General features: G+C 64.2%; 16 protein-coding genes. 6 read left to right on the top strand and 10 right to left on the bottom strand.

Features of this window, described 5'->3' with window-relative positions:
• Nucleotides 1-9 precede the first annotated feature (9 nt).
• The 5 genes from AC3FKH_RS05090 to AC3FKH_RS05070 all read left to right on the top strand — a co-directional run bounded on the left by AC3FKH_RS05090 (nt 10) and on the right by AC3FKH_RS05070 (nt 4,377).
• Nucleotides 10-552 carry a TRAP transporter small permease subunit gene (locus tag AC3FKH_RS05090; protein ID WP_483709007.1) on the top strand — a complete coding sequence of 181 codons (543 nt, stop codon included), beginning with the start codon at nt 10-12 and terminating at the stop codon, nt 550-552.
• A complete protein-coding gene (locus AC3FKH_RS05085) occupies nt 549-2,261 on the top strand; it encodes a TRAP transporter large permease (RefSeq protein WP_488673459.1) in 1,713 nt (570 codons plus the stop codon). Before AC3FKH_RS05090 ends, AC3FKH_RS05085 begins: the two co-directional genes overlap by 4 nt.
• Before the next feature lie 234 nt (nt 2,262-2,495).
• The gene (locus AC3FKH_RS05080; protein ID WP_488673457.1) at nt 2,496-3,062 is read left to right on the top strand and encodes a PAAR domain-containing protein; all 567 of its coding nucleotides are present in this window, start codon (nt 2,496-2,498) and stop codon (nt 3,060-3,062) included.
• Nucleotides 3,059-3,673, top strand: coding sequence for a hypothetical protein (locus AC3FKH_RS05075; protein WP_488673456.1), 615 nt, complete (start codon nt 3,059-3,061; stop codon nt 3,671-3,673). The genes AC3FKH_RS05080 and AC3FKH_RS05075 overlap by 4 nt, the downstream gene beginning before the upstream one ends.
• Nucleotides 3,670-4,377 (top strand): hypothetical protein, encoded by a 708-nt coding sequence (locus AC3FKH_RS05070; protein WP_488673454.1) that lies wholly within the window; start codon nt 3,670-3,672, stop codon nt 4,375-4,377. The genes AC3FKH_RS05075 and AC3FKH_RS05070 overlap by 4 nt, the downstream gene beginning before the upstream one ends.
• 19 nt (nt 4,378-4,396) lie before the next feature.
• Here AC3FKH_RS05070 and AC3FKH_RS05065 read toward each other — a convergent pair whose 3' ends face one another.
• Nucleotides 4,397-6,601 carry an amylo-alpha-1,6-glucosidase gene (locus tag AC3FKH_RS05065; RefSeq protein ID WP_488673453.1) on the bottom strand — a complete coding sequence of 735 codons (2,205 nt, stop codon included), beginning with the start codon at nt 6,599-6,601 and terminating at the stop codon, nt 4,397-4,399.
• Between the two features lie 15 nt (nt 6,602-6,616).
• On the bottom strand, nt 6,617-7,714 hold the full coding sequence (locus AC3FKH_RS05060; RefSeq protein ID WP_488673451.1) for a glycosyltransferase family 4 protein: 1,098 nt from the start codon (nt 7,712-7,714) through the stop codon (nt 6,617-6,619).
• Nucleotides 7,715-8,191: 477 nt separating this feature from the next.
• On the opposite strand from AC3FKH_RS05060, the gene AC3FKH_RS05055 reads away from it, so the two are divergent.
• Nucleotides 8,192-9,853 carry a SulP family inorganic anion transporter gene (locus tag AC3FKH_RS05055; protein WP_488673847.1) on the top strand — a complete coding sequence of 554 codons (1,662 nt, stop codon included), beginning with the start codon at nt 8,192-8,194 and terminating at the stop codon, nt 9,851-9,853.
• 90 nt (nt 9,854-9,943) lie between these two features.
• Here the strand turns inward: AC3FKH_RS05055 and AC3FKH_RS05050 are convergent, their stop codons facing one another.
• From AC3FKH_RS05050 to AC3FKH_RS05015, 8 genes are all read right to left on the bottom strand, one after another.
• Entirely contained in the window at nt 9,944-12,214 is a 2,271-nt protein-coding gene (locus tag AC3FKH_RS05050) for an Orn/Lys/Arg family decarboxylase (RefSeq protein ID WP_488673449.1), read from the bottom strand.
• Nucleotides 12,215-12,376: 162 nt separating this feature from the next.
• The gene (gene dcd, locus AC3FKH_RS05045; RefSeq protein WP_029046089.1) at nt 12,377-12,943 is read right to left on the bottom strand and encodes a dCTP deaminase; all 567 of its coding nucleotides are present in this window, start codon (nt 12,941-12,943) and stop codon (nt 12,377-12,379) included.
• An 83-nt stretch (nt 12,944-13,026) separates the two neighbouring features.
• Nucleotides 13,027-13,857 carry a formate dehydrogenase accessory sulfurtransferase FdhD gene (locus tag AC3FKH_RS05040; protein WP_488673447.1) on the bottom strand — a complete coding sequence of 277 codons (831 nt, stop codon included), beginning with the start codon at nt 13,855-13,857 and terminating at the stop codon, nt 13,027-13,029.
• Between the two features lie 62 nt (nt 13,858-13,919).
• Nucleotides 13,920-14,249, bottom strand: coding sequence for a hypothetical protein (locus AC3FKH_RS05035; protein WP_488673445.1), 330 nt, complete (start codon nt 14,247-14,249; stop codon nt 13,920-13,922).
• A 36-nt stretch (nt 14,250-14,285) separates the two neighbouring features.
• Nucleotides 14,286-15,497, bottom strand: coding sequence for a formate dehydrogenase subunit gamma (locus AC3FKH_RS05030; protein ID WP_488673443.1), 1,212 nt, complete (start codon nt 15,495-15,497; stop codon nt 14,286-14,288).
• 43 nt (nt 15,498-15,540) lie between these two features.
• The gene (locus tag AC3FKH_RS05025) at nt 15,541-15,777 is read right to left on the bottom strand and encodes a hypothetical protein (protein WP_483731368.1); all 237 of its coding nucleotides are present in this window, start codon (nt 15,775-15,777) and stop codon (nt 15,541-15,543) included.
• Entirely contained in the window at nt 15,774-16,454 is a 681-nt protein-coding gene (gene fdh3B / locus AC3FKH_RS05020; protein ID WP_483709019.1) for a formate dehydrogenase FDH3 subunit beta, read from the bottom strand. The genes AC3FKH_RS05025 and fdh3B overlap by 4 nt, the downstream gene beginning before the upstream one ends.
• A gap of 15 nt (nt 16,455-16,469) precedes the next feature.
• Nucleotides 16,470-19,499: a molybdopterin-dependent oxidoreductase gene (locus AC3FKH_RS05015; RefSeq protein ID WP_488673440.1), complete on the bottom strand. Its 3,030-nt coding sequence runs from the start codon at nt 19,497-19,499 to the stop codon at nt 16,470-16,472.
• Nucleotides 19,500-19,567: the final 68 nt, after the last annotated feature.

Below are 19,567 nucleotides of genomic sequence, written 5' to 3'. Positions count from 1 at the left end.
AGACAACCCATGAACTACTTGCTTGGTCTGTCACGACAGATCGACAGGTTGAATCAGCACACGGGCAGGCTTGCAAACATCATGATCCTGCTGTCGTGCCTGATCAGCGCTGGCAACGCCCTGCTGCGCTATGGCTTCAACTTGAGCGACAACTGGCCACTCGAACTGCAGTGGTACATGTTTGCGATCGCCGTGATGTTCGGCGCGTCGTACACCTTCCAGCGCAATGAACATGTCCGCGTTGACCTGATCTACGGCAACGTCTCGGAGCGCGCGCAGCACTGGATCGACATCTTCGGCATCGTCGTCTTCCTGCTGCCGTCGTGCATCCTGTTCACGTGGCTGTCGTGGGATTCGCTGTTCCTGCCGTCGTGGCGCATCCTCGAGCAATCGGGCAATTCCGGCGGCCTGCCGCGTTACCCGATCAAGCTGGTGGTGCCCGTGGGCTTCGCCCTGCTCGCCCTGCAGGGCGTTTCCGAACTGATCAAGCGCTTCGCCGCCCTGAAAGGCCTGGTGCGTATCGAATCGAAATACGAGAGGCCGGTGCAATGATCCCATTGGAATATATGCCGCCGCTGATGTTTGGCGGCCTGGTGGTATTCATGCTGATCGGTTTCCCGGTCGCATTTTCGCTGTCCGCTGTCGGTCTGGCGTTCGGCTTCCTGGCCATCGAGTGGGGCTACTTCCCGCTGAGCTTCCTGCAGGCGGTGCCAAGCCGCGTGTTCGGCAGCGTGCTGGCCAACGAGCTGCTGCTGGCGATCCCGTTCTTCACCTTCATGGGCGCGATCCTGGAGAAATGCGGGCTGGCCGAGGACATGCTCGACTCCATGGGCCAGCTGTTCGGCCCGGTGCGCGGCGGCCTGGGTTACTCGGTGATCATCGTCGGCTTCATCCTGGGCGCGATCACCGGCACGGTGGCCGCGCAGGTAATTGCCATGGCGATGATCTCGCTGCCGGTGATGATGCGCTACCGCTACAACATGAAGTACGCCACCGGCGTGCTGGCCGCGTCGGGCACCATCACGCAGCTCGTGCCGCCTTCGCTGGTGCTGGTGGTGCTGGCTGACCAGCTCAAGACGCCCGCCGGCAGCGCGGACGTCGGCAGCATGTACCTGGGCGCATGGGGCCCGTCGCTGGTGCAGATCGCGCTGTTCGCGCTGTACACGTTCTTCCTGGCGCGCCTCAAGCCCGACTGGCTGCCGCCGGTTCCGGCCGAGTTCCGCACGCTGCGCGGCTGGCCGCTGTGGGCCAAGTGCCTGCGCGGCATCATCCCGTGCGCGGTGCTGATCTTCCTGGTGCTGGGCACGATCATGCTGGGCATCGCCACGCCGACCGAGTCGGGCGCCATGGGTGCCGTCGGCGCGCTGGTGCTGGCCGTGATCCGCGCCAAGGCCTTCAACAAGACCGACCGGCTGATCTATCGCGTCGGCATCGGCGCGACGCTGGTCGCCGCGGCGGTGGGCGTCTTTGCCTTTGGCTCGCATCTGTTCCGCGTCCCGCTGGCCGTGCTGTACCTGGTCATCCTGTGGCTGATCATCCGGTCGGGCCAGATGACCGACCTGCGCCTGCTAATCGTCGAGGCCTACCAGTCCACTGCGCGCATCACGGCGATGGTGGTGTTCATCCTGATCGGCTCCACCTGCTTCTCGGTGGTGTTCCAGGGCGTGGACGGCGGTGCCTGGGTGGAGCACCTGTTCACCTCGCTGCCGGGCGGCTGGATCGGCTTCCTGATCGTGGTGAACCTGTTCATCTTCTTCCTGGCGTTCTTCCTGGACTTCTTCGAGATCGCCTTCATCGTGGTGCCGATGCTCGCGCCGGTGGCAGTGAAGGTGCTGGCGCCGGTCGTGGCCGACTCGATGGGCGGCAACCCCGAAGCCGCGGCCACGGCCGCGCTGGTGTGGTTCGGCGTGATGCTGTGCGTGAACATGCAGACCTCGTTCATGCACCCGCCGTTCGGCTTCGCGCTGTTCTACCTGCGCGGCATCGCGCCCAAGGAAGTCAAGAGCTCGGACATCTACTGGGGCGCCCTGCCCTGGGTCGGCCTGCAGGTGCTGATGGTGCTGGCCGTGATGTTCTGGCCGGGCATGGTGACCGTCTTCCTCGACAAGGGGTCGCTGCACCATAACACCGGGGCGGAGGTGAGTATCCCGCTTGGGGGTGAGCCGGAGAAGCCGGCCTCAGCGCCGGGCTCGCTGGAATTGCCGGGAACGGCGGCACCAGCGGAGCCGGCGGCGCCGCAGTTCGAGTTCGAGAAGAAGTAGGCTGCATTCATGCCAGCAAAAGCCCCGCAGATGCGGGGCTTTTTTTCCGCGTTGCTCTGCGCCTGATGAGCGCAGCCCAGGACTGCGTCTGCTGCGGTAGGTCCATGGCCTCCAGAACCTGAAAATCAGAAACTGCACTACCTCGAAAACATCAAACGATTTTCATCCTTTCCTTATATCCGGCGCTTGTTGCGACATGTACAGCTGGTTCTTTCTGTCATGGAGGAACCACGAATGCCTGATATTCGCTATGCCCTGAAGAACGGCGATCCGACAAATACCGGCGGCCAACTCATCGCCTGTCACTATGATTTCACGCATCACGGCGTGCCGATGGGCGTCGAAGGGGACATTGCAACCTGCCCGGCTTGTAGATCCAGCGGGCCCGTATTTAACGATTGCCATCCGAATTTCGACGTTATGGGTAAGCAACTGCTCGTGAGTGGCGCCCGCGTGCATTGCAAGTGCCCGATCAAGCCCCACGTCATCCATACGCAGTGGGACACGACAGTTGAGGTAAATTGGATGGGCCGCGGTACGAATGCTGCCAGTGGCGCGGAGGCATCGACCGGATACACCGCAGCATCGTTGAGCGCACCGGACGACGATCTTGAGCACTACTTTGAGATCGTTGATGCGAAGACCGGAGAGCCCATCGAAGGGATGACCTACAAGATTTCGAGCTTCGGCCAGACCCTTGTTCATGATGAAGGGCTTGCAGGTGGGGCGACTCGTGCCTTCGCAGTCAAGGAGCACGCGCATATGGTTCTTGTCGCCTGGCGGGCTGGAGATGTTCGATGAGCAATACGATTGACCAGGATCTGCGCTTGCTTGCTGCAATTGCCTACGGGGAAGCTTCCATTCGCGATGACTCCGAGGAAATCGGTGGAATTGCCTTTGCTGTGGCTAATAGATGTCGAGCATGGGGCGGAAAGACGGTGTCGCAATTGCGAGCAGCCGACCCCAACTATGCGTATGCATGGGACGGGTCGAACGCTCGTTTCAATAAGTTGATGCGCGCCTCGGTCAAAGACATAGGACTCAATCCGGGCATGAAACTCGCCGTTGAATGGGGAAAGAAGGCCTTAGCCAATGACGGACCGGATCCTTCTAATGGTGCGTTCTGGTGGGACGGTCTCGACTTCAAGACAAACTATACCAAGCATCCGAAAGTGCAAGATGGTTTCAAATTCGGAAACCCCGTTCATAACATCTTCGGCGTACAGGAGAAGCGACGTGAGACTATTGTGTACTGGAGGGTCAGGAACAAAAAGACCCGACAGATAGTCGATGGCGCCGAGCGTGGAAGATATGATTCCATTTGGGTTTCTACTGCCGCGCATGGCAGCTCAATATTCTGGGGCCACAATCCGGACTACTTGAAAGCCTCTGGAGGCAAGGCATATAGATGAAGTCGGTTTCGATACTAGCCGCGACCCTGATTCTTTTTGCCGGAGATGGCGTTGCGGCCCCTACCTATGAAAGCCATGATGCCTTCTATGCCGATCAGGCAGGTGTCGTGTTTCGTGATCCGATCAGGAGCGATCCCGGCATTGCGTATGCATACCCCGACAAGCCAGGTATTTATGTTGAGCTTCGATCCGAACTGGAAGGAACGCCTGTAAATATCGAAGTTGCCGGGACTCGCGTCACCGTCAACGGCCGGGTCTATCATTTTGCGCATGCCACAACCTTTCCCGGCGAGCATGCCTCAGACATCGTGCCGACAAGTGCCTTCGTGTTTCTTGCGCAACGAACAAATAACCGGCCCGCACTGCTGTGCGTAGAAGGACATAGCAACGGATCCGGTGAGGCTGGCCGGCACGCCCAAATCTACCTGCTGATTGACCCGATCCGCCAGAAAGGTAAGGCGACCTTCCTGCATTTGCCGAGCCTGCTTTCAGCATGTCGGGCAGTAGTATCAACCAGGAGCGGCAGATTTTCCTTTCCGAAGAATAGCTATCTGTTCGACGCAGCACGGGAGGTTCGCGTTGGCTTGCAGTTGGATTATTACTCGTTCGTACGAGGTCGCTTCACTCCGACCGGGAAGGTGATGCATCTCAAGTTCAGTCAACCTGACAGTCCTTTTGAGTTTTCGCCTCAGGAGGGCAGATAGCCGCTTGGAGCCCCCACGGTTAATTCGTTGTCGTCACCAGCACATCCCCCCGCCGCGCCACCACGTTGACGACAACGCTGCCGCCCGAGCGCCGCAGCATCAGGTCGACGGACGCATCGGCAATGGACAATCCCTGCAGCGCCAGGTCTTCCATGAAGGACGGCAGCGCCGGATAGTGGAAGCTGATCTCGCGCGCGCCCACGTTGAAGTCCAGGTTCAGGCACGTCTGCAGCAGCGACAGCGGTGTGGCCGCCGCCCAGGCTTGCGGGATGCATGCCACCGGATAGAGCGTCGGGCCGCGGTTGCGCCGGCGCACGAAGCCGCAGAACAACTCGGGCAGGCGGCGCAGGTCAATATGCGTGGACGCGGCGAACAGGCCGTCGAAGATGCGCAACGCCGCGTCGCGCAAGCCGTAGCGAACCATCCCCGCGGCGATGATGGCGTTGTCATGCGGCCAGACCGAACCATTGTGATAGCTCATCGGGTTGTAGCGGCTTTCGCTGGACGCAAGGGTCCGCACGCCCCAGCCCGAGAACGATGCGCTGCCCATCAGGGCCGCGGCCACCGCCGGCGCGCGCTCGGGCAGTGCGATGCCCGTATAGAGCGCATGGCCCGCATTGGACGACAGCACGCGGCATGGCCGCTTGTCGCCGTCGAGCGCGATCACGTACGTCCCCAAAGCCTCGTCGAAGAACGCTTCGTCAAAGCGCTGCCGCAGCTGCGCGGCACGCGTTTCGAGTGCGGTGGCGTGCCCGTTGTGGCCAAGGCTGCGCGCGATCCGTGCGGCCGCCATCCAGGCCGCGTACACATAGCCCTGTACCTCCACCAGTGCGATCGGGCCCTCGGCCAGCGTGCCGTCCGCATGGAAGATCGAATCGTGGCTGTCCTTCCAGCCCTGGTTGAGCAGCCCGTCGCTGGTGCGCCGGCCGTACTCGACAAAGCCGTCGCCGTCGCGGTCGCCGTACTTGTCGATCCAGCGCAGCGCCGCCTCGATGGCAGGCCAAAGCGTGCGGATCGTCGCCACGTCGTGCGTGCGGTCCAGGTAGGCGCCTGCGAGCATGACGAACAGCGGCGTGGAATCGATGCTGCCGTAGTAGCGGCGGAACGGCACCTCGCCAAGGTTGGCCATCTCGCCCTTGCGGCTTTCGTGCAGGATCTTGCCCGGCTCGGCATCGGCAGACGGGTCGGAAGTCGTCGCCTGATTCGCTGCCAGGTAACCCAGCACACCGCGTGCGATGCCCGGATCCAGCCACAGGGTTTCCATCGCGGTGATCAGCGCATCGCGGCCGAAGAAGGTGCTGAACCACGGAATGCCGGCGTAGGGATACGGACCGTAAGGGGTCTTCGTGATCAGCATGTACAGATCGGACAGGCTGCGGCCTACGGCTTCATTGAAGATCTCGTTGGAGGTGGTCACGCTTGCGGACTGCGCGGACAGCGCCTGCAGCGAACGACGCGCGGCCCGCAGGGCCGACGGGAAAGCGCCGCGCGGCGGGCGCTTGTCGTGCCGCGCCTTGTCGCAGCAGACTTCGACGTAGAGCAGCTGCGTCCTGTGCGGCATCAGCTCCAGCTCGAACACCGCCATGTCGCCACGCAGCTGCGTCGGCGCGGGATCGAACGTCAGGTGTGTGGTGCGCACGCAATCATCGAGTCCGGTGTAGGCGAGCTTCGCACCGCTGTCGGTCAGCTCGGGTGGATGCGTTTGACCGCGCTGCGCGCGTCTGGCCCCGCGCACCTCGAACAGGTCGGCAAAGTCCGCCGCAAACGCCAGTTCCAGGCTGATGTGCCGCGGCGTTTCATCGAAATTGCGTACCGCCAGCCGCTCATAGCAGGTGCCCTCCCAAAGAAAGCGCGAACGGCGCACATGGATCACGTCGTGAGGCATGACCATCTCGCCCCGCGCATCGAACAGGTCCGGGTTGGTCAGGTCGCAGCTGAATGCGGCGTCGTCGTCGCGCAGCACCGAACTGAGCAGCACCGGGCGCCACCCGTTGATGGTCAGGTGGAAGTGCGACAGGTGCCGCGTGTCGCAACAAAAGATGCCGTCCGAGCCGCTGGAACCGGCAATGGCGTCGCCATGCTGGTCGAACACGGCAAAGGTGTCGCCTTGCTTGAGCGTGCGGGGCTGGGTCAGACGCAGGGAGTGCGTCGCGGCGATGACGATGGGCGCGCCGGGTGTCGCGTCCGGCACCAGGCCGCGCCGGCCTTCGGGAGCGTCGAGCATTGTCTTTCTCCAGGTTCAGGCCGCGACGTGCAGGCCCGCATCCGCCTGGGCGGACGGGTCTGGATGCGCGCAACCGTCCGGCGACGGTCTGCGCAAGCGACCATAGAGTGCCAGGTAGTCGTGAGCCATGCGTTCGGCGCTGAAACGCGCAACGAACGTACGGCGCACGGCGCGGCGGTCGATGTCACCGATGCGCCTGACTGCCGCCACGGCCTCGTCGACACTGTCGACGATAAAGCCGGTGACTCCGTCATCAACGACTTCCGGGACGGAGCCGCACCGGAACGCGATCACCGGGGTGCCACAGGCCATGGCTTCGATCATAGCCAGGCCAAACGGCTCGGGCCAGTCGATCGGGAACAGCAGCGCACGCGCGCCGCCGAGAAACCGTGCCTTTTCCCGTTCGCTGATTTCTCCAAGATACTCGACATTGGCGTGCCGGCTGACCAGCGGCGCGATGTCGGCGTCCCAGTATGCGCGGTCGACACGGTCGATCTTGGCGGCGATCTTCAGCGGCATGCCGCTTTGCACGGCAATCTTGATGGCGCGGTCCGGGCGCTTCTCGGGCGAAATGCGCCCGAGGAAAGCGAGGTATCCCCCGCGCGCCACCCCATGAAACGGCAGCAACCGTGCGGGCAGGCCATGATAGACGTTCCCGAGCCAGTGGACCGGCGGCATGGGGTCGCGCTGCGCCAGCGAGATCGATACCAGCGGCACCCTTGCGAAGGCAGAGTAGAACGCCGCCAGGTCCGGCAGGTCCTGCCTGCCATGCAGCGTCGTCACGGTGCGGTCGGCCAGGCGCCGCGCCAGCGGGAAATGCAGCAGGTCGGTGTGGAAATGCAGGACGTCGAAATCGTCCGCCTGCCGGCCCACTTCGTCGAGCATCATCACGTGATACGGCACGATGTCGCGCACCGACGGGTCGGTGCGCAAGGCGCGCGGCGCGCAGCTGACCAGCCTGGCGGCAGTCGATGAATCGCCGCTGGCAAACAGCGTGACGTCGTGCCCCTGCCGGACCAGTTCGTCCGTCAGGTAGGCAACGACGCGCTCGGTACCGCCGTATTGCCGTGGCGGGCATGCTTCCAAAAGAGGGGCAACTTGGGCGATTTTCATCGACGGGCTATGCCTTTGCAGAAAAGTTTGACCACCGGTTGCAAGGACCGCCTTCGTCGCGGAGCCCGCACGATTTGCAGCTCCGTCCCATCGAAAGACAGCCCACGCCGGCAAGGCGATGCCAGCGCGGCCACGGCAGCCTTGACCGCCTCATTCCATCGCGGCAAGACGCGGCTGGCTGTCGCTGGCGCCACCCCTGACAGGCGATTGCTCACCGGGAACCATGCCGCGCCGCAGCAGGAAAACTCCCTGCACCGGCTGTCCGGCAATCGATCTCAGGCCTGAACCCGTGACGTTGCAAACGCCATGCCCGGCGGCCTGCGCCGATTGCTATGCTAGGAATCGTCCACATCGAACCCTGTGGCGTTACCGCAAGAAGGGAGCCCCGTGTCCAACCCACCCCTCAGTCCCCCGGCTCGCAAGTCGGCGAAAGCCCCTTCCACTTCCGGCTGGCTGCACTGGCTGCCGGGCTTGCAGATGCTGCGCACGTACGAGGCTGCCTGGCTCCCGCGCGACCTGGCGGCGGGGCTGGTGCTCACGACCATGCTTGTGCCGGTCGGTATCGCCTATGCCGAGGCATCGGGCGTGCCAGGCATCTATGGCCTGTACGCCACCATCATCCCGCTGCTTGCCTACGCGCTGTTCGGCCCGAGCCGCATCCTGGTGCTGGGGCCCGACTCCGCGCTGGCGGCGCCGATCCTCGCCGTGGTAATGCAGCTCTCCGCCGGCGACCCGGCGCGCGCCATCACCGTCGCCAGCATGATGGCGGTGGTGTCAGGCGTGGTCTGCATCGTCGTCGGCCTGTTGCGGCTGGGCTTTATCACCGAGCTGCTGTCCAAGCCGATCCGCTATGGCTATATGAACGGCATCGCGTTCACCGTGCTCGTCAGCCAGTTGCCCAAGCTGTTCGGCATTTCGATCGAAGATGCGGGGCCGTTGCGGGAGCTATGGAGCCTGGGCACTGCCGTGGCAGCCGGCAAGGCCAACCTGTACAGCATAGCCGTGGGCGGCGCGAGCCTGGGGCTGATCCTGCTGCTGAAACGGTTCGAGCGCGTGCCCGGCGTGCTGATCGCGGTGGTGCTGGCCACGTTGAGCGTGAGCCTGTTCGGTCTCGATGCACACGGGGTCAAAGTGCTCGGCAAGATGCCTCAAGGCCTGCCCGCTTTCGCCTTGCCGTACCTCAGCGGGGTCGATCTCACCCATATCTTGGTGGGCGGCTGCGCCGTCGCCCTGGTCGCGTTCGCCGATACCAGTGTGCTGTCGCGCACCTACGCGGCGCGCCTGAAATATCCGGTCGATCCGAACCAGGAAATGGTCGGGCTGGGCGCCGCCAACCTCGCAGCCGGGCTGTTCCAGGGTTTTCCGATCAGCAGCAGCGCGTCACGCACGCCCGTGGCCGAAGCCGCGGGTGCGCGCACGCAGTTGACCGGCGTGGTCGGCGCACTGGCCGTGGCGGCGTTGCTGCTGTTTGCGCCGGACCTGATGCGCCACCTGCCCAACAGCGCACTGGCCGCCGTCGTCATCGCGGCGGCCATCGGCTTGTTCGAATTTGCCGACCTCAAGCGCATCTACCGCATCCAGCAGTGGGAGTTCTGGCTGGCGATGGCCTGCTTTGCCGGCGTTGCGGTCCTCGGCGCGGTGCCAGGCATCTGCCTGGCCGTGGTCATCGCCATCATCGAATTTCTGTGGGACGGCTGGCGCCCGCACCACGCGGTGCTCGGCCGCGCCGACGGCGTGCGCGGCTACCACGACGTGGAGCGCTACCCGAATGCGCGCCGCGTGCCGGGCCTCGTCCTGTTCCGCTGGGATGCGCCGCTGTTCTTTGCGAATGCCGAGCTGTTCCAGGAATGCGTACTGCGCGCCGTCGACGCATCGCCCACCGCGGTGCGGCGCGTGGTGGTGGCGGCCGAGCCGGTCACCAGCGTCGACGTGACCTCGGCGGACATGCTGCGCGAACTCGACAAGAACCTGGACGAGCGCGGGATCGAACTGCACTTCGCGGAGATGAAGGACCCGGTCAAGGACAAGCTCAAGCGCTTCGAACTGTTCGACAACCTGGGTAAGGATGCTTTCCATCCGACGGTCGGCGCGGCAGTGGATGACTACCTGAGCGACTTCGATGTGGACTGGAAGGCGTGAGCGGCCGGGCCGTCCGGTACGGATGGCCTGAAAACAAAAGCGGCGGTCCGCCTGTAGGCAGTCCGCCGCTTTGCGACCTCAGCGTAACGCTCAGCTACCCTGCTTCACGCAATCCACGAAGTAAGCCTTCTGGCCGTCGACCTCTTCCAGCACCAGCCCGTGCACGTCGGTCTCGAAACCCGGGAAGAGCTTGTTGAACTCGCGCGCGAACTTCAGGTACTGGACGATGATGCGGTTGAAGCGCTCGCCGGGGATCAGCAGCGGAATGCCCGGCGGATACGGCGTCAGCAGGATGGCGGTGACCCGGCCTTCCAGCTCGTCGACCGGCACGCGCTCGATCTCGCGGTGCGCCATCATTGCCCACGCATCCGACGGCTTCATCGCCGGCTCCATGTCCGACAGGTACATCTCGGTGGTCACGCGCGCCACGTCGTTGGCCTTGTAGACGCTGTGCACGGCGTCGCACAGGTCACGCAGGCCCATGCGCTCGTATTGCGGGTGCTTGCCGACGAACTCGGGCAGCACGCGCCACAGCGGCTGGTTCTGGTCGTAGTCGTCCTTGAACTGCTGCAGCTCGGTGACCAGCGAGTTCCAGCGGCCCTTGGTGATGCCGATGGTGAACATGATGAAGAACGAGTACAAACCCGTCTTCTCGATGATGATGCCGTGCTCGGCCAGGTACTTGGTGACGATGGCCGCCGGGATGCCGCGCTCGCTGAACTCGCCGTCCACGTCCAGCCCCGGGGTGATGAGGGTGGCCTTGATCGGGTCGAGCAGGTTGAAGCCGTCGGCCAGGTCGCCGAAGCCGTGCCAGCGCTCGTTGGCCTTGAGCATCCATTCCTCGCGGTCCGGCATGCCCTCTTCGTTCAGGGTGTCGGGACCCCAGACCTTGAACCACCAGTCGCCGTTCTGCCCGGCGTCGTAGTCGCCCTCCACCTTGCGCATGGCGCGGCGGAAATCCAGCGCTTCCTGGATGCTTTCTTCCACCAGCGCGGTGCCGCCCGGCGCTTCCATCATCGCCGCGGCCACGTCGCACGAGGCGATGATCGAGTACTGCGGGCTGGTCGAGGTGTGCATCAGGTACGCCTCGTTGAAACGGTAGCGGTCCAGCTTGCGCGTCTCGGAATCCTGCACGAGGATCTGCGAGGCCTGCGACAGCCCGGCCAGCAGCTTGTGCGTGGACTGCGTGGCGAATACCAGCGCGTCCTTGCTGCGCGGCCGGCCGCGGCCAATCGCGTGCATGTCGTGATAGAAGTCGTGGAACGCCGCATGCGGCAGCCAGGCTTCATCGAAGTGCAGCGTGTCGATCTCCGACGCCAGCATCTCCTTGATCTGCTCGGCGTTGTACAGCACGCCGTCATAGGTGCCCTGGGTGATCGTCAGGATGCGCGGCTTCTGGTTTTTCGCCTTGCTGGCGAACGGGTGGTTGGCGATCTTGCGCCGGATGGTTTCCGGATCGAACTCGCTCTTCGGGATCGGGCCGATGATGCCGTAGTGGTTGCGCGTGGGCATCAGGAACACCGGGATCGCGCCCGTCATCATGATCGCGTGCAGGATCGACTTGTGGCAGTTGCGGTCCACCACCACGATATCGCCCGGCGCCACGTTGGCGTGCCACACCATCTTGTTCGACGTCGACGTGCCGTTGGTCACGAAGTACATGTGGTCCGAGTTGAAGATGCGCGCGGCATTGCGCTCGGACGCCGCCACGGGGCCGGTGTGGTCCAGCAGTTGGCCAAGTTCATCGACCGCATTGCAGACGTCGGCGCGCAGCATGTTCTCGCCGAAGAACTGGTGGAACACCTGGCCGACCGGGCTCTTCAGGAATGCCACGCCACCCGAGTGGCCCGGGCAGTGCCACGAGTACGACGAATCCTGCGCATAGTCGATCAGCGCCTTGAAGAACGGCGGCGCCAGCGTGTCGAGGTAGACCTTGGCTTCGCGGATGATGTGGCGCGCCACGAATTCGGGGGTGTCCTCGAACATGTGGATGAAGCCGTGCAGCTCGCGCAGGATATCGTTCGGGATATGGCGCGAGGTGCGGGTCTCGCCGTACAGGAAAATCGGCAGGTCGGTGTTGCGGCGGCGCACTTCGTTGACGAACGCGCGCAGCTTCTCGATGGCGGCCGCTTCGGGGCGGTCATCGGCGGTCACGAACTCGTCGTCGTCGATCGACACGATAAAGGTCGAAGCGCGGCTCGACTGCTGCGCGAACGAGGTCAGGTCGCCGTAGCTGGTCAGGCCCATGACCTCCATGCCTTCTTTCTCGATCGCTTCGGCCAGCGCGCGGATGCCCGAGCCGGAGATGTTCTCGGAGCGGAAGTCTTCGTCAATGATGATGACGGGGAAGCGGAATTTCATCGGGCATCCTTGATGGGAAAGCAGGACATAAAGGACTGAGCCACATGGCCGGCAGGGGTTCCCCTGCGACGGCGGCATGTGGCTCTCACGTCAGGTCTTGGCGCCCGCGCGTCGATCGATCGCGGGCCGTCCGTTCCGGCAAACGCCGGCATTGTAATGCGCTCAGGTCTTCGGCAGTGTGACGCCGTGCTGGCCCTGGTACTTGCCGCCCCGGTCGGCGTACGAGGTCTCGCAGACTTCGTCGCTTTCAAAGAACAGCACCTGGGCGCAACCTTCGCCGGCGTAGATCTTGGCGGGCAGCGGCGTGGTGTTGGAGAACTCCAGCGTCACATAGCCTTCCCACTCGGGCTCGAACGGCGTCACGTTGACGATGATGCCGCAGCGCGCATAGGTGCTCTTGCCCAGGCAGATGGTCAGCACGCTGCGCGGAATGCGGAAGTACTCCATCGTGCGCGCCAGCGCGAACGAGTTCGGCGGGATGATGCAGACGTCGCCCTTGAAATCCACGAACGACTTCTCGTCGAAGTTCTTCGGGTCGACGATGGTGCTGTTGATATTGGTGAAGATCTTGAATTCGTCGGCGCAGCGGATGTCGTAGCCGTAGCTCGACGTGCCGTAAGACACGATCTTGCGCCCGTCTGCCTCCCGCACCTGGCCGGGTTCGAACGGCTCGATCATGCCGTGCTGTTCCGCCATGCGGCGGATCCACTTGTCGGATTTGATGCTCATAGAGTCGGGAGGGTAAACGCTTAGGCAGAGTGCGCCGAATTGTACAACCAATCCGACCGCGCGCCGCTCAATTGAAGTGCTGCCTACGCAACAACTTCCTCAGGCAACCGATGATGGAAGCGTTCGTTCCCCGTGTAGAGCAGGAAATGCTTGCCCGTACACCTTGCGAACAGTGTCAGGTTGACCCGCTGCGCCATCTGGTAGCCCATCTGCGTCACGCCCGAGCGCGACAGCAGGAACGGGATGCCCATCTGCGCGCCCTTGATCACCATTTCAGAGGTCAGGCGCCCGGTGGTGTAGAAGACCTTGTCGTCGCCACGCATGTCCTCCAGCCACATGCGTCCCGCGATCGCATCGACCGCGTTATGGCGGCCCACGTCCTCCACGAACATCAGCAGCTCGCGGCCGCGGAACAGCGCGCAGCCATGCACCGAGCCCGCCTGCTTGTACACCGACTGCTGCAGGCGAATGGTGTCGATGATGCCGTACAAGGTGTCCTGGTCCAGCGTGGCCCCAGCAGGCAGCCGGACATTGTCGATCTCGTCGAGCAGCGAGCCGAACACCGTGCCCTGCCCGCAGCCCGTGGTGACCACGCGGCGCGCGGTGCGTTCCTCGATGCGGTCGATGCCCGTCCGGGTGGTCACGGCCGCCGACTCGGTTTCCCAGTCCACCTGCACGGCGGCGATGTCCTCGATCGATTCGACCAGACGCTGGTTGCGCAGGTAGCCGAGCACCAGGTGTTCGGGCGCCCCGCCCAGCGTCATCAGCGTGACCAGTTCGCGCTTGTCGAGATAGACCGTGAGCGGGCGCTCGCCGGGCAGGTAAGCCGGGCGGGCACGCCCCAGTTCATCGACGACCTCCACTTCTTCGATCAGGGGAACGGCCGCGTGGGTGAGTTCGGGACGCAGGGGCATGGGTGGCGAAGTCGGGCTGCTCAGGTTTGCCCCACGCCGGCTTTCTAGCGATGGGGCCAGGGTTAAGGCGCCTTTGCGGTCGATTGTACTGCCGCTGCGGCGGCTGGCGCCTGGGGCGCGACGTACGGCCCGGGATCGGCACAGGCGGCGGTCTGCACGGGATCGTGCGTGGCATTGCCGCGGGCTTTCATGTCGCCGTAGTAGCGCGCCGCGATCCTGTCCTGCGACTTGCACAGCTGGAACGCCGCAACCTTGTCGGCCCAGGCCGTACGCGCCTTCGTCTCTGCGGCCTTGGCCTGCTGCGCATCGGTCGGCGGCGGCAGCTTGGCCAGCGCGCCCTGGGTACCCATGACGCCGGCGGCCAGGGCAATCAGCATCAGCATGCGTCTCATGATCAGTATCCGGTGAAAGGGTGCCATGCCGGTGCCTCAAGCTTCGCCGGGATTGCGCCGGCGCGCCGCCTTGGGCTCCGGCGTCGCCGAGCGCTGGACCGGGATCTTGCCGGCCTTGATGTCGTCATACCAGTGCTCGTGATGCTCCTTGGCCCAGGCCTCGTCGACCCAGCCGTCGCGCATGGCACGGTAGGCGCCTTCCATGCCGATGGTGCCCATGTAGATATGGCCAAGCGACATCGCGATCATCAGCACCGCGGCGATCCCGTGGATCACGTTGGCGATCTGCATGGTGGCGCGGTAGTACTCGAGCCCGGGCACGATCATGTCGAGCACCCAGCCGGATGCGGACAGGATCAGGCCGAAGATCACCAGGCCCGCCCAGAACCACATCTTCTCGCCGGCATTGAAGCGGCCGCTCGGCACATGCTTGCCGCTTGCCAGGCCACCGAGGCTGGTCAGCCAGTGCAGGTCGTCGCGGCTGGGCAGGTTGCTGCGCACGAAGATCACGAAGGCGACGATGATCGACAGCGTGAACACCGGGCCGGCCAGGTTATGGATGTTCTTCAGCAGGTAGGTGAGCCAGCCGAACAGCGTATGGCCCATCAACGGCAGCAGGAAATGCTTGCCGAACAGCATCACGATGCCCGAGACCGCGAGCAGCACGAACGCGATCGCCATGGTCCAGTGGACGATGCGCTCGAACGGCGTAAAGCGTTCGATCATGCGTCCGGTGCGCGGCTCGCGCAGCGGGATCGCGCCGCGCCAGAGGAAGAAGCCGAGGATCGCCAGCGGCACCACGACCAGCAGCCAGCCGCCCCACACCGTGATCACGCCATTGCGGAACAGCCGCCACTGCTGCCCCGTTCGCTGGATCAGCACGCCGGCCTCCTTGTACGGCAGGCTGCTGTAGTGGGCCTGGTCGGAATTGACCTCGCGCCAGACCGGCGCATTGTTGCCGGGCTGCGTCAGCGCCCGCTCCTTCTGCGACCGGGCCTCATTGGCGATGTCGCGGCGCGGCACGTTGAAGATGTTCTCCGAGGCAATGCCGGCATACGGCTGCACCGGATGCGTGGCCGGGTTGTTCGCGTCAGCTGCTTGCGTGGGCTGAATCTGCGGGGCCTGGGCGGCTTGCGGCGCCGAGGCCGGCGCCTGCGCGGCAGCACCACCGCTGGCGAACGTCAACATGGCCAGGGCGCCTGCGGCAAGCCAGGCACGCCAGCCGCACATATTCTGCGTGGGCCTCATATGCGCTCCTTCGGGTCGTCACCCCGCCCTGCCTGCGGTGCAGTCATGGCGTACGGTTGTATTCGTTCTGCAGCTGGTTGCGCTGGCGGATCTGGTTGGTCCAGCTGGTCTTGTCACCGGCGGTCCAGCCCTTGACGACGAACGGGTCGTCCGGCGCGCCCTGGTAGGCGACCGCATCCGACTTCTTGTGCGAGGCCGTCGTGGTCTGCGGCTTCTCGCCACAGCCCGCGAGCAGCAAGCCGGCCACGGCCAGCATGGCCGCCATCGGAATGCGCGTCATGATGGTTGCCCTCCGTTGCCGCTGGCAGGAGCAGGGTTGGCCGGTGCGGCAGGTGCCGCCGGTGCAGCGGGCGCCTGCTGGGCGCCGCCACGATTCCCGTATGCGGTGCCCCAGCCCCACACATCGCCGCCCTTGCCGCGCTTGATCACGCGGTTGCGCAGGATGTCGGCGATCACGTCGCCGTCGCCGCCCAGCAGCGCCTTGGTCGAGCACATTTCCGCGCACAGCGGCAGCTTGCCCTCGGCCAGCCGGTTGCGGCCGTACTTCTCGAATTCCGCCTCGGAGCCGTTCTTCTCGGGACCGCCCGCGCAGAAGGTGCACTTGTCCATCTTGCCGCGCACGCCGAAGGTACCGGTGGATGGAAACTGCGGCGCGCCGAACGGGCACGCGTACGAGCAGTAGCCGCAGCCGATGCAGACGTCCTTGTCGTGCAGCACCACGCCGTCCTCGGTGCGGTAGAAGCAGTCGACCGGGCAGACCGCCATGCACGGCGCATCCGAGCAGTGCATGCAGGCCACGGAGATCGACTTCTCCGCGCCGACCATGCCGTCGTTGATGGTGACCACGCGGCGCCGGTTGACGCCCCATGGCACCTCGTTCTCGTTCTTGCAGGCAGTGACGCAGCTGTTGCACTCGATGCAGCGTTCGGCGTCACAGATAAATTTCATGCGTGCCATGGTTTCATCCTGCCCTTATGCAAAGCGTTCGATCTGGCAAATGGTGGTCTTGGTTTCCTGCATCATCGTCACCGAGTCGTACCCGTACGTCGTACCCGTGTTGACGGCCTCGCCACGCACGATCGGCATGGCGCCATCCGGGTAGTACGTCTTGAGGTCCTTGCCCTGCCACCAGCCCGAGAAATGGAACGGGATAAACGCGGTGTCCGGGCCGACGCGTTCCGTCACGAGCGCGCGCACCTTGAGGGCGGCGCCGGTAGGCGTCCTGACCCAGCAGAAGTCGCCATTGCGGATGCCGCGCTGGGACGCGGCGGCCGGATTGATCTCGACGAAGTTCTCCTGCTGCAGTTCGGCCAGCCACGGGTTCGACCGGGTTTCCTCGCCGCCGCCCTCGTATTCCACCAGGCGGCCCGAAGTCAGGATGATCGGGAACTTCTCGTAGACCTTGTTCTCGACGTTGCGCTGCTGCACGGTCTTGTACAGCGTGGGCAGGCGCCAGAACGCCATCTTGTCGTCGTGGGTCGGGTACTTCGCGACCATGTCGGGCCGCGTCGAGTACAACGGCTCGCGGTGCTGCGGGATCGGGTCAGGGAAGTTCCACACCACGGCACGCGCCTTGGCGTTGCCGAACGGATGGCAGCCATGCACCTTGAGCACCACGCGCTGGATGCCGCCCGACAGATCGGTCTTCCAGTTCTTGCCTTCGGCGGCTTTCTTCTCGGCGTCCGTCAGGTCGTCCCACCAGCCCAGCTTCTTGAGGAGCACGTGATCAAACTCGGGATAGCCCGTCGTGATCTCGGCCCCCTTCGAGTACGAACCGTCCTCGGCCAGCAGGTTGACGCCATCGCGCTCCACGCCGAAGTTCGCGCGGAAATTGCCGCCGCCTTCCATCACGTGCTTGCTGGTGTCGTACAGGTTGGGCGAGCCCGGATGCTTGAGTTCCGGGTTGCCGTAGCACGGCCACGGCAGGCCAAAGTAGTCGCCGGTCAGGTCATAGCCGGTCTCGGCATCCTTGCCGCCTTTGCAGAGCAACGTCTTTACGTCGAACATCTGCATATTGCGCATATGCGCCTTGAGGCGTTCCGGCGACTGGCCGGTGTAGCCGATGGTCCAGTTGCTGCGGTTGATTTCGCGCAGGATCGACTCGATCTCCGGCTCCATCCACGTGCGGCCGGCGCGCTTCACCTCGATCATCTTGTAGTTCTTCGACAGCTCCTTGCCAAAGCCGAGCTTGTCCGCGAAGGCCTGCATGATGGTGTGGTCGGGCATCGATTCGAACAGCGGCTCGATCACCTTGTCGCGCCATTGCAGCGAACGGTTGGACGCCGTGCACGAACCCGAGGTCTCGAACTGCGTGCAGGCCGGCAGCAGGTAGACCGCGCGATTCGGGTTGACCTTTTCGCCTTCCGCGCCCGGCATGTTGGCCATGGCCGCGGTGGCGGACGGATACGGGTCGACCACCACCAGCAGGTCGAGCTTGTCCATCGCCTTCTTCATTTCCAGGCCGCGCGTCTGCGAGTTCGGCGCATGGCCCCAGAAGAACACGCCGCGTACGTTGTTGTCCTGGTCGAGCAGTTCGTTCTTCTCGGTGACCAGGTCGATCCAGCGCGACACGGTCGAGCCGGACTTCTCCATCATCGCCTGCGAGACGAACTGCTTCTTGATCCATTCATAATCGACGTTCCACACCGCCGCATAGTGCTTCCACGCGCCCGTGGCGAGGCCATAGTAGCCAGGCAGCGAATCCGGATTGGGGCCGACGTCGGTGGCGCCCTGCACGTTGTCATGGCCGCGGAAGATGTTGGCGCCGCCACCGGAGACGCCAATATTGCCAAGCGCAAGCTGCACGATGCACGACGCGCGCACGATGGCGTTGCCGATCGAGTGCTGGGTCTGGCCCATGCACCAGACCAGCGTGCTGGGCCGGTTCTTCGCCATGATCTCGGCGACCATCTTCACCTGCGCCTCGGGCACGCCGCAGACTTCCTCGACCTTGTCCGGCGACCACTTGGCCAGGATATCTTCCTTGACCTTGTCCATGCCGTAGACGCGGTCGTGCACGAACTTCGGGTCGTCCCATCCATTCTGGAAGACGTGGTACAGCACCCCGAACAGGAAGGCGATGTCCGTGCCCGAGCGGATGCGCACGTAGTGGTCGGCCTTCGCGGCCGTGCGCGTGAAGCGCGGGTCCACCACAATCACCTTGCAACCATTTTCCTTCGCATGCAGCAGGTGCAGCATCGATACCGGGTGCGCCTCGGCCGCGTTGGAGCCGATATACAGAGCCGCTTTCGAGTTCTGCATATCGTTGTACGAGTTCGTCATCGCCCCGTAGCCCCAGGTGTTCGCCACGCCCGCCACGGTGGTGGAGTGGCAGATGCGCGCCTGGTGGTCGGTGTTGTTGGTGCCGAAGAAAGACACCCATTTGCGCAAAAGGTAGGACTGCTCGTTGCTGTGCTTGGAAGAGCCGATGAAGAACATGGAATCCGGTCCGGTCTGCTGGCGGATCTCCTTCATCTTCGCGGTGATCTCGTCGAGCGCCTGGTCCCAGCCGATGCGCTGGTACTTGCCGTTGACCAGCTTCATCGGGTACTTCAGGCGATATTCGCCATGGCCGTGCTCGCGCAGCGCGGCGCCCTTGGCGCAGTGCGCGCCCATATTGATGGGCGAGTCGAACACCGGTTCCTGCCGCACCCAAACGCCGTTCTGCACCACGGCATCGACCGCGCAGCCTACCGAGCAGTGGCCGCACACGGTGCGCCTCACCACGATGCCGCCCTTGCCTTGCGCAGCGGCGACGGTCTTGTCGTCCGCGGCATCGGCCTTGCGCAGCAGCGTCAGTTGCGAGGCCGCCAGTCCGGCCCCGACACCAATGCCGGAGCGCTTGAGAAAACTGCGCCGGTCCATGGTCGGCATGGCACCGGCCAGGCCTGCTGCAAGCCGAGTCGAAAGCCGGCCTGTTACTGCCGGCGTATTCGTTTGTGCGAGGCTGTCAGCCAGCCGGGTAGATGTGCCCTGCGCCGCGCGCTTGCGGGTCAAGATCATGTCTCACCTCAACAGAGGAAAGCAGCAAATGCCAACTGGCGGTGCCGGATGGCCCGGCCCGCCCGCGT

The organism is Cupriavidus sp. 21MJTG02-4 (assembly GCF_057798975.1).
Note: the sequence above shows the minus strand (reverse complement) of the source record. Positions and strands in the feature narration are given on the sequence as shown.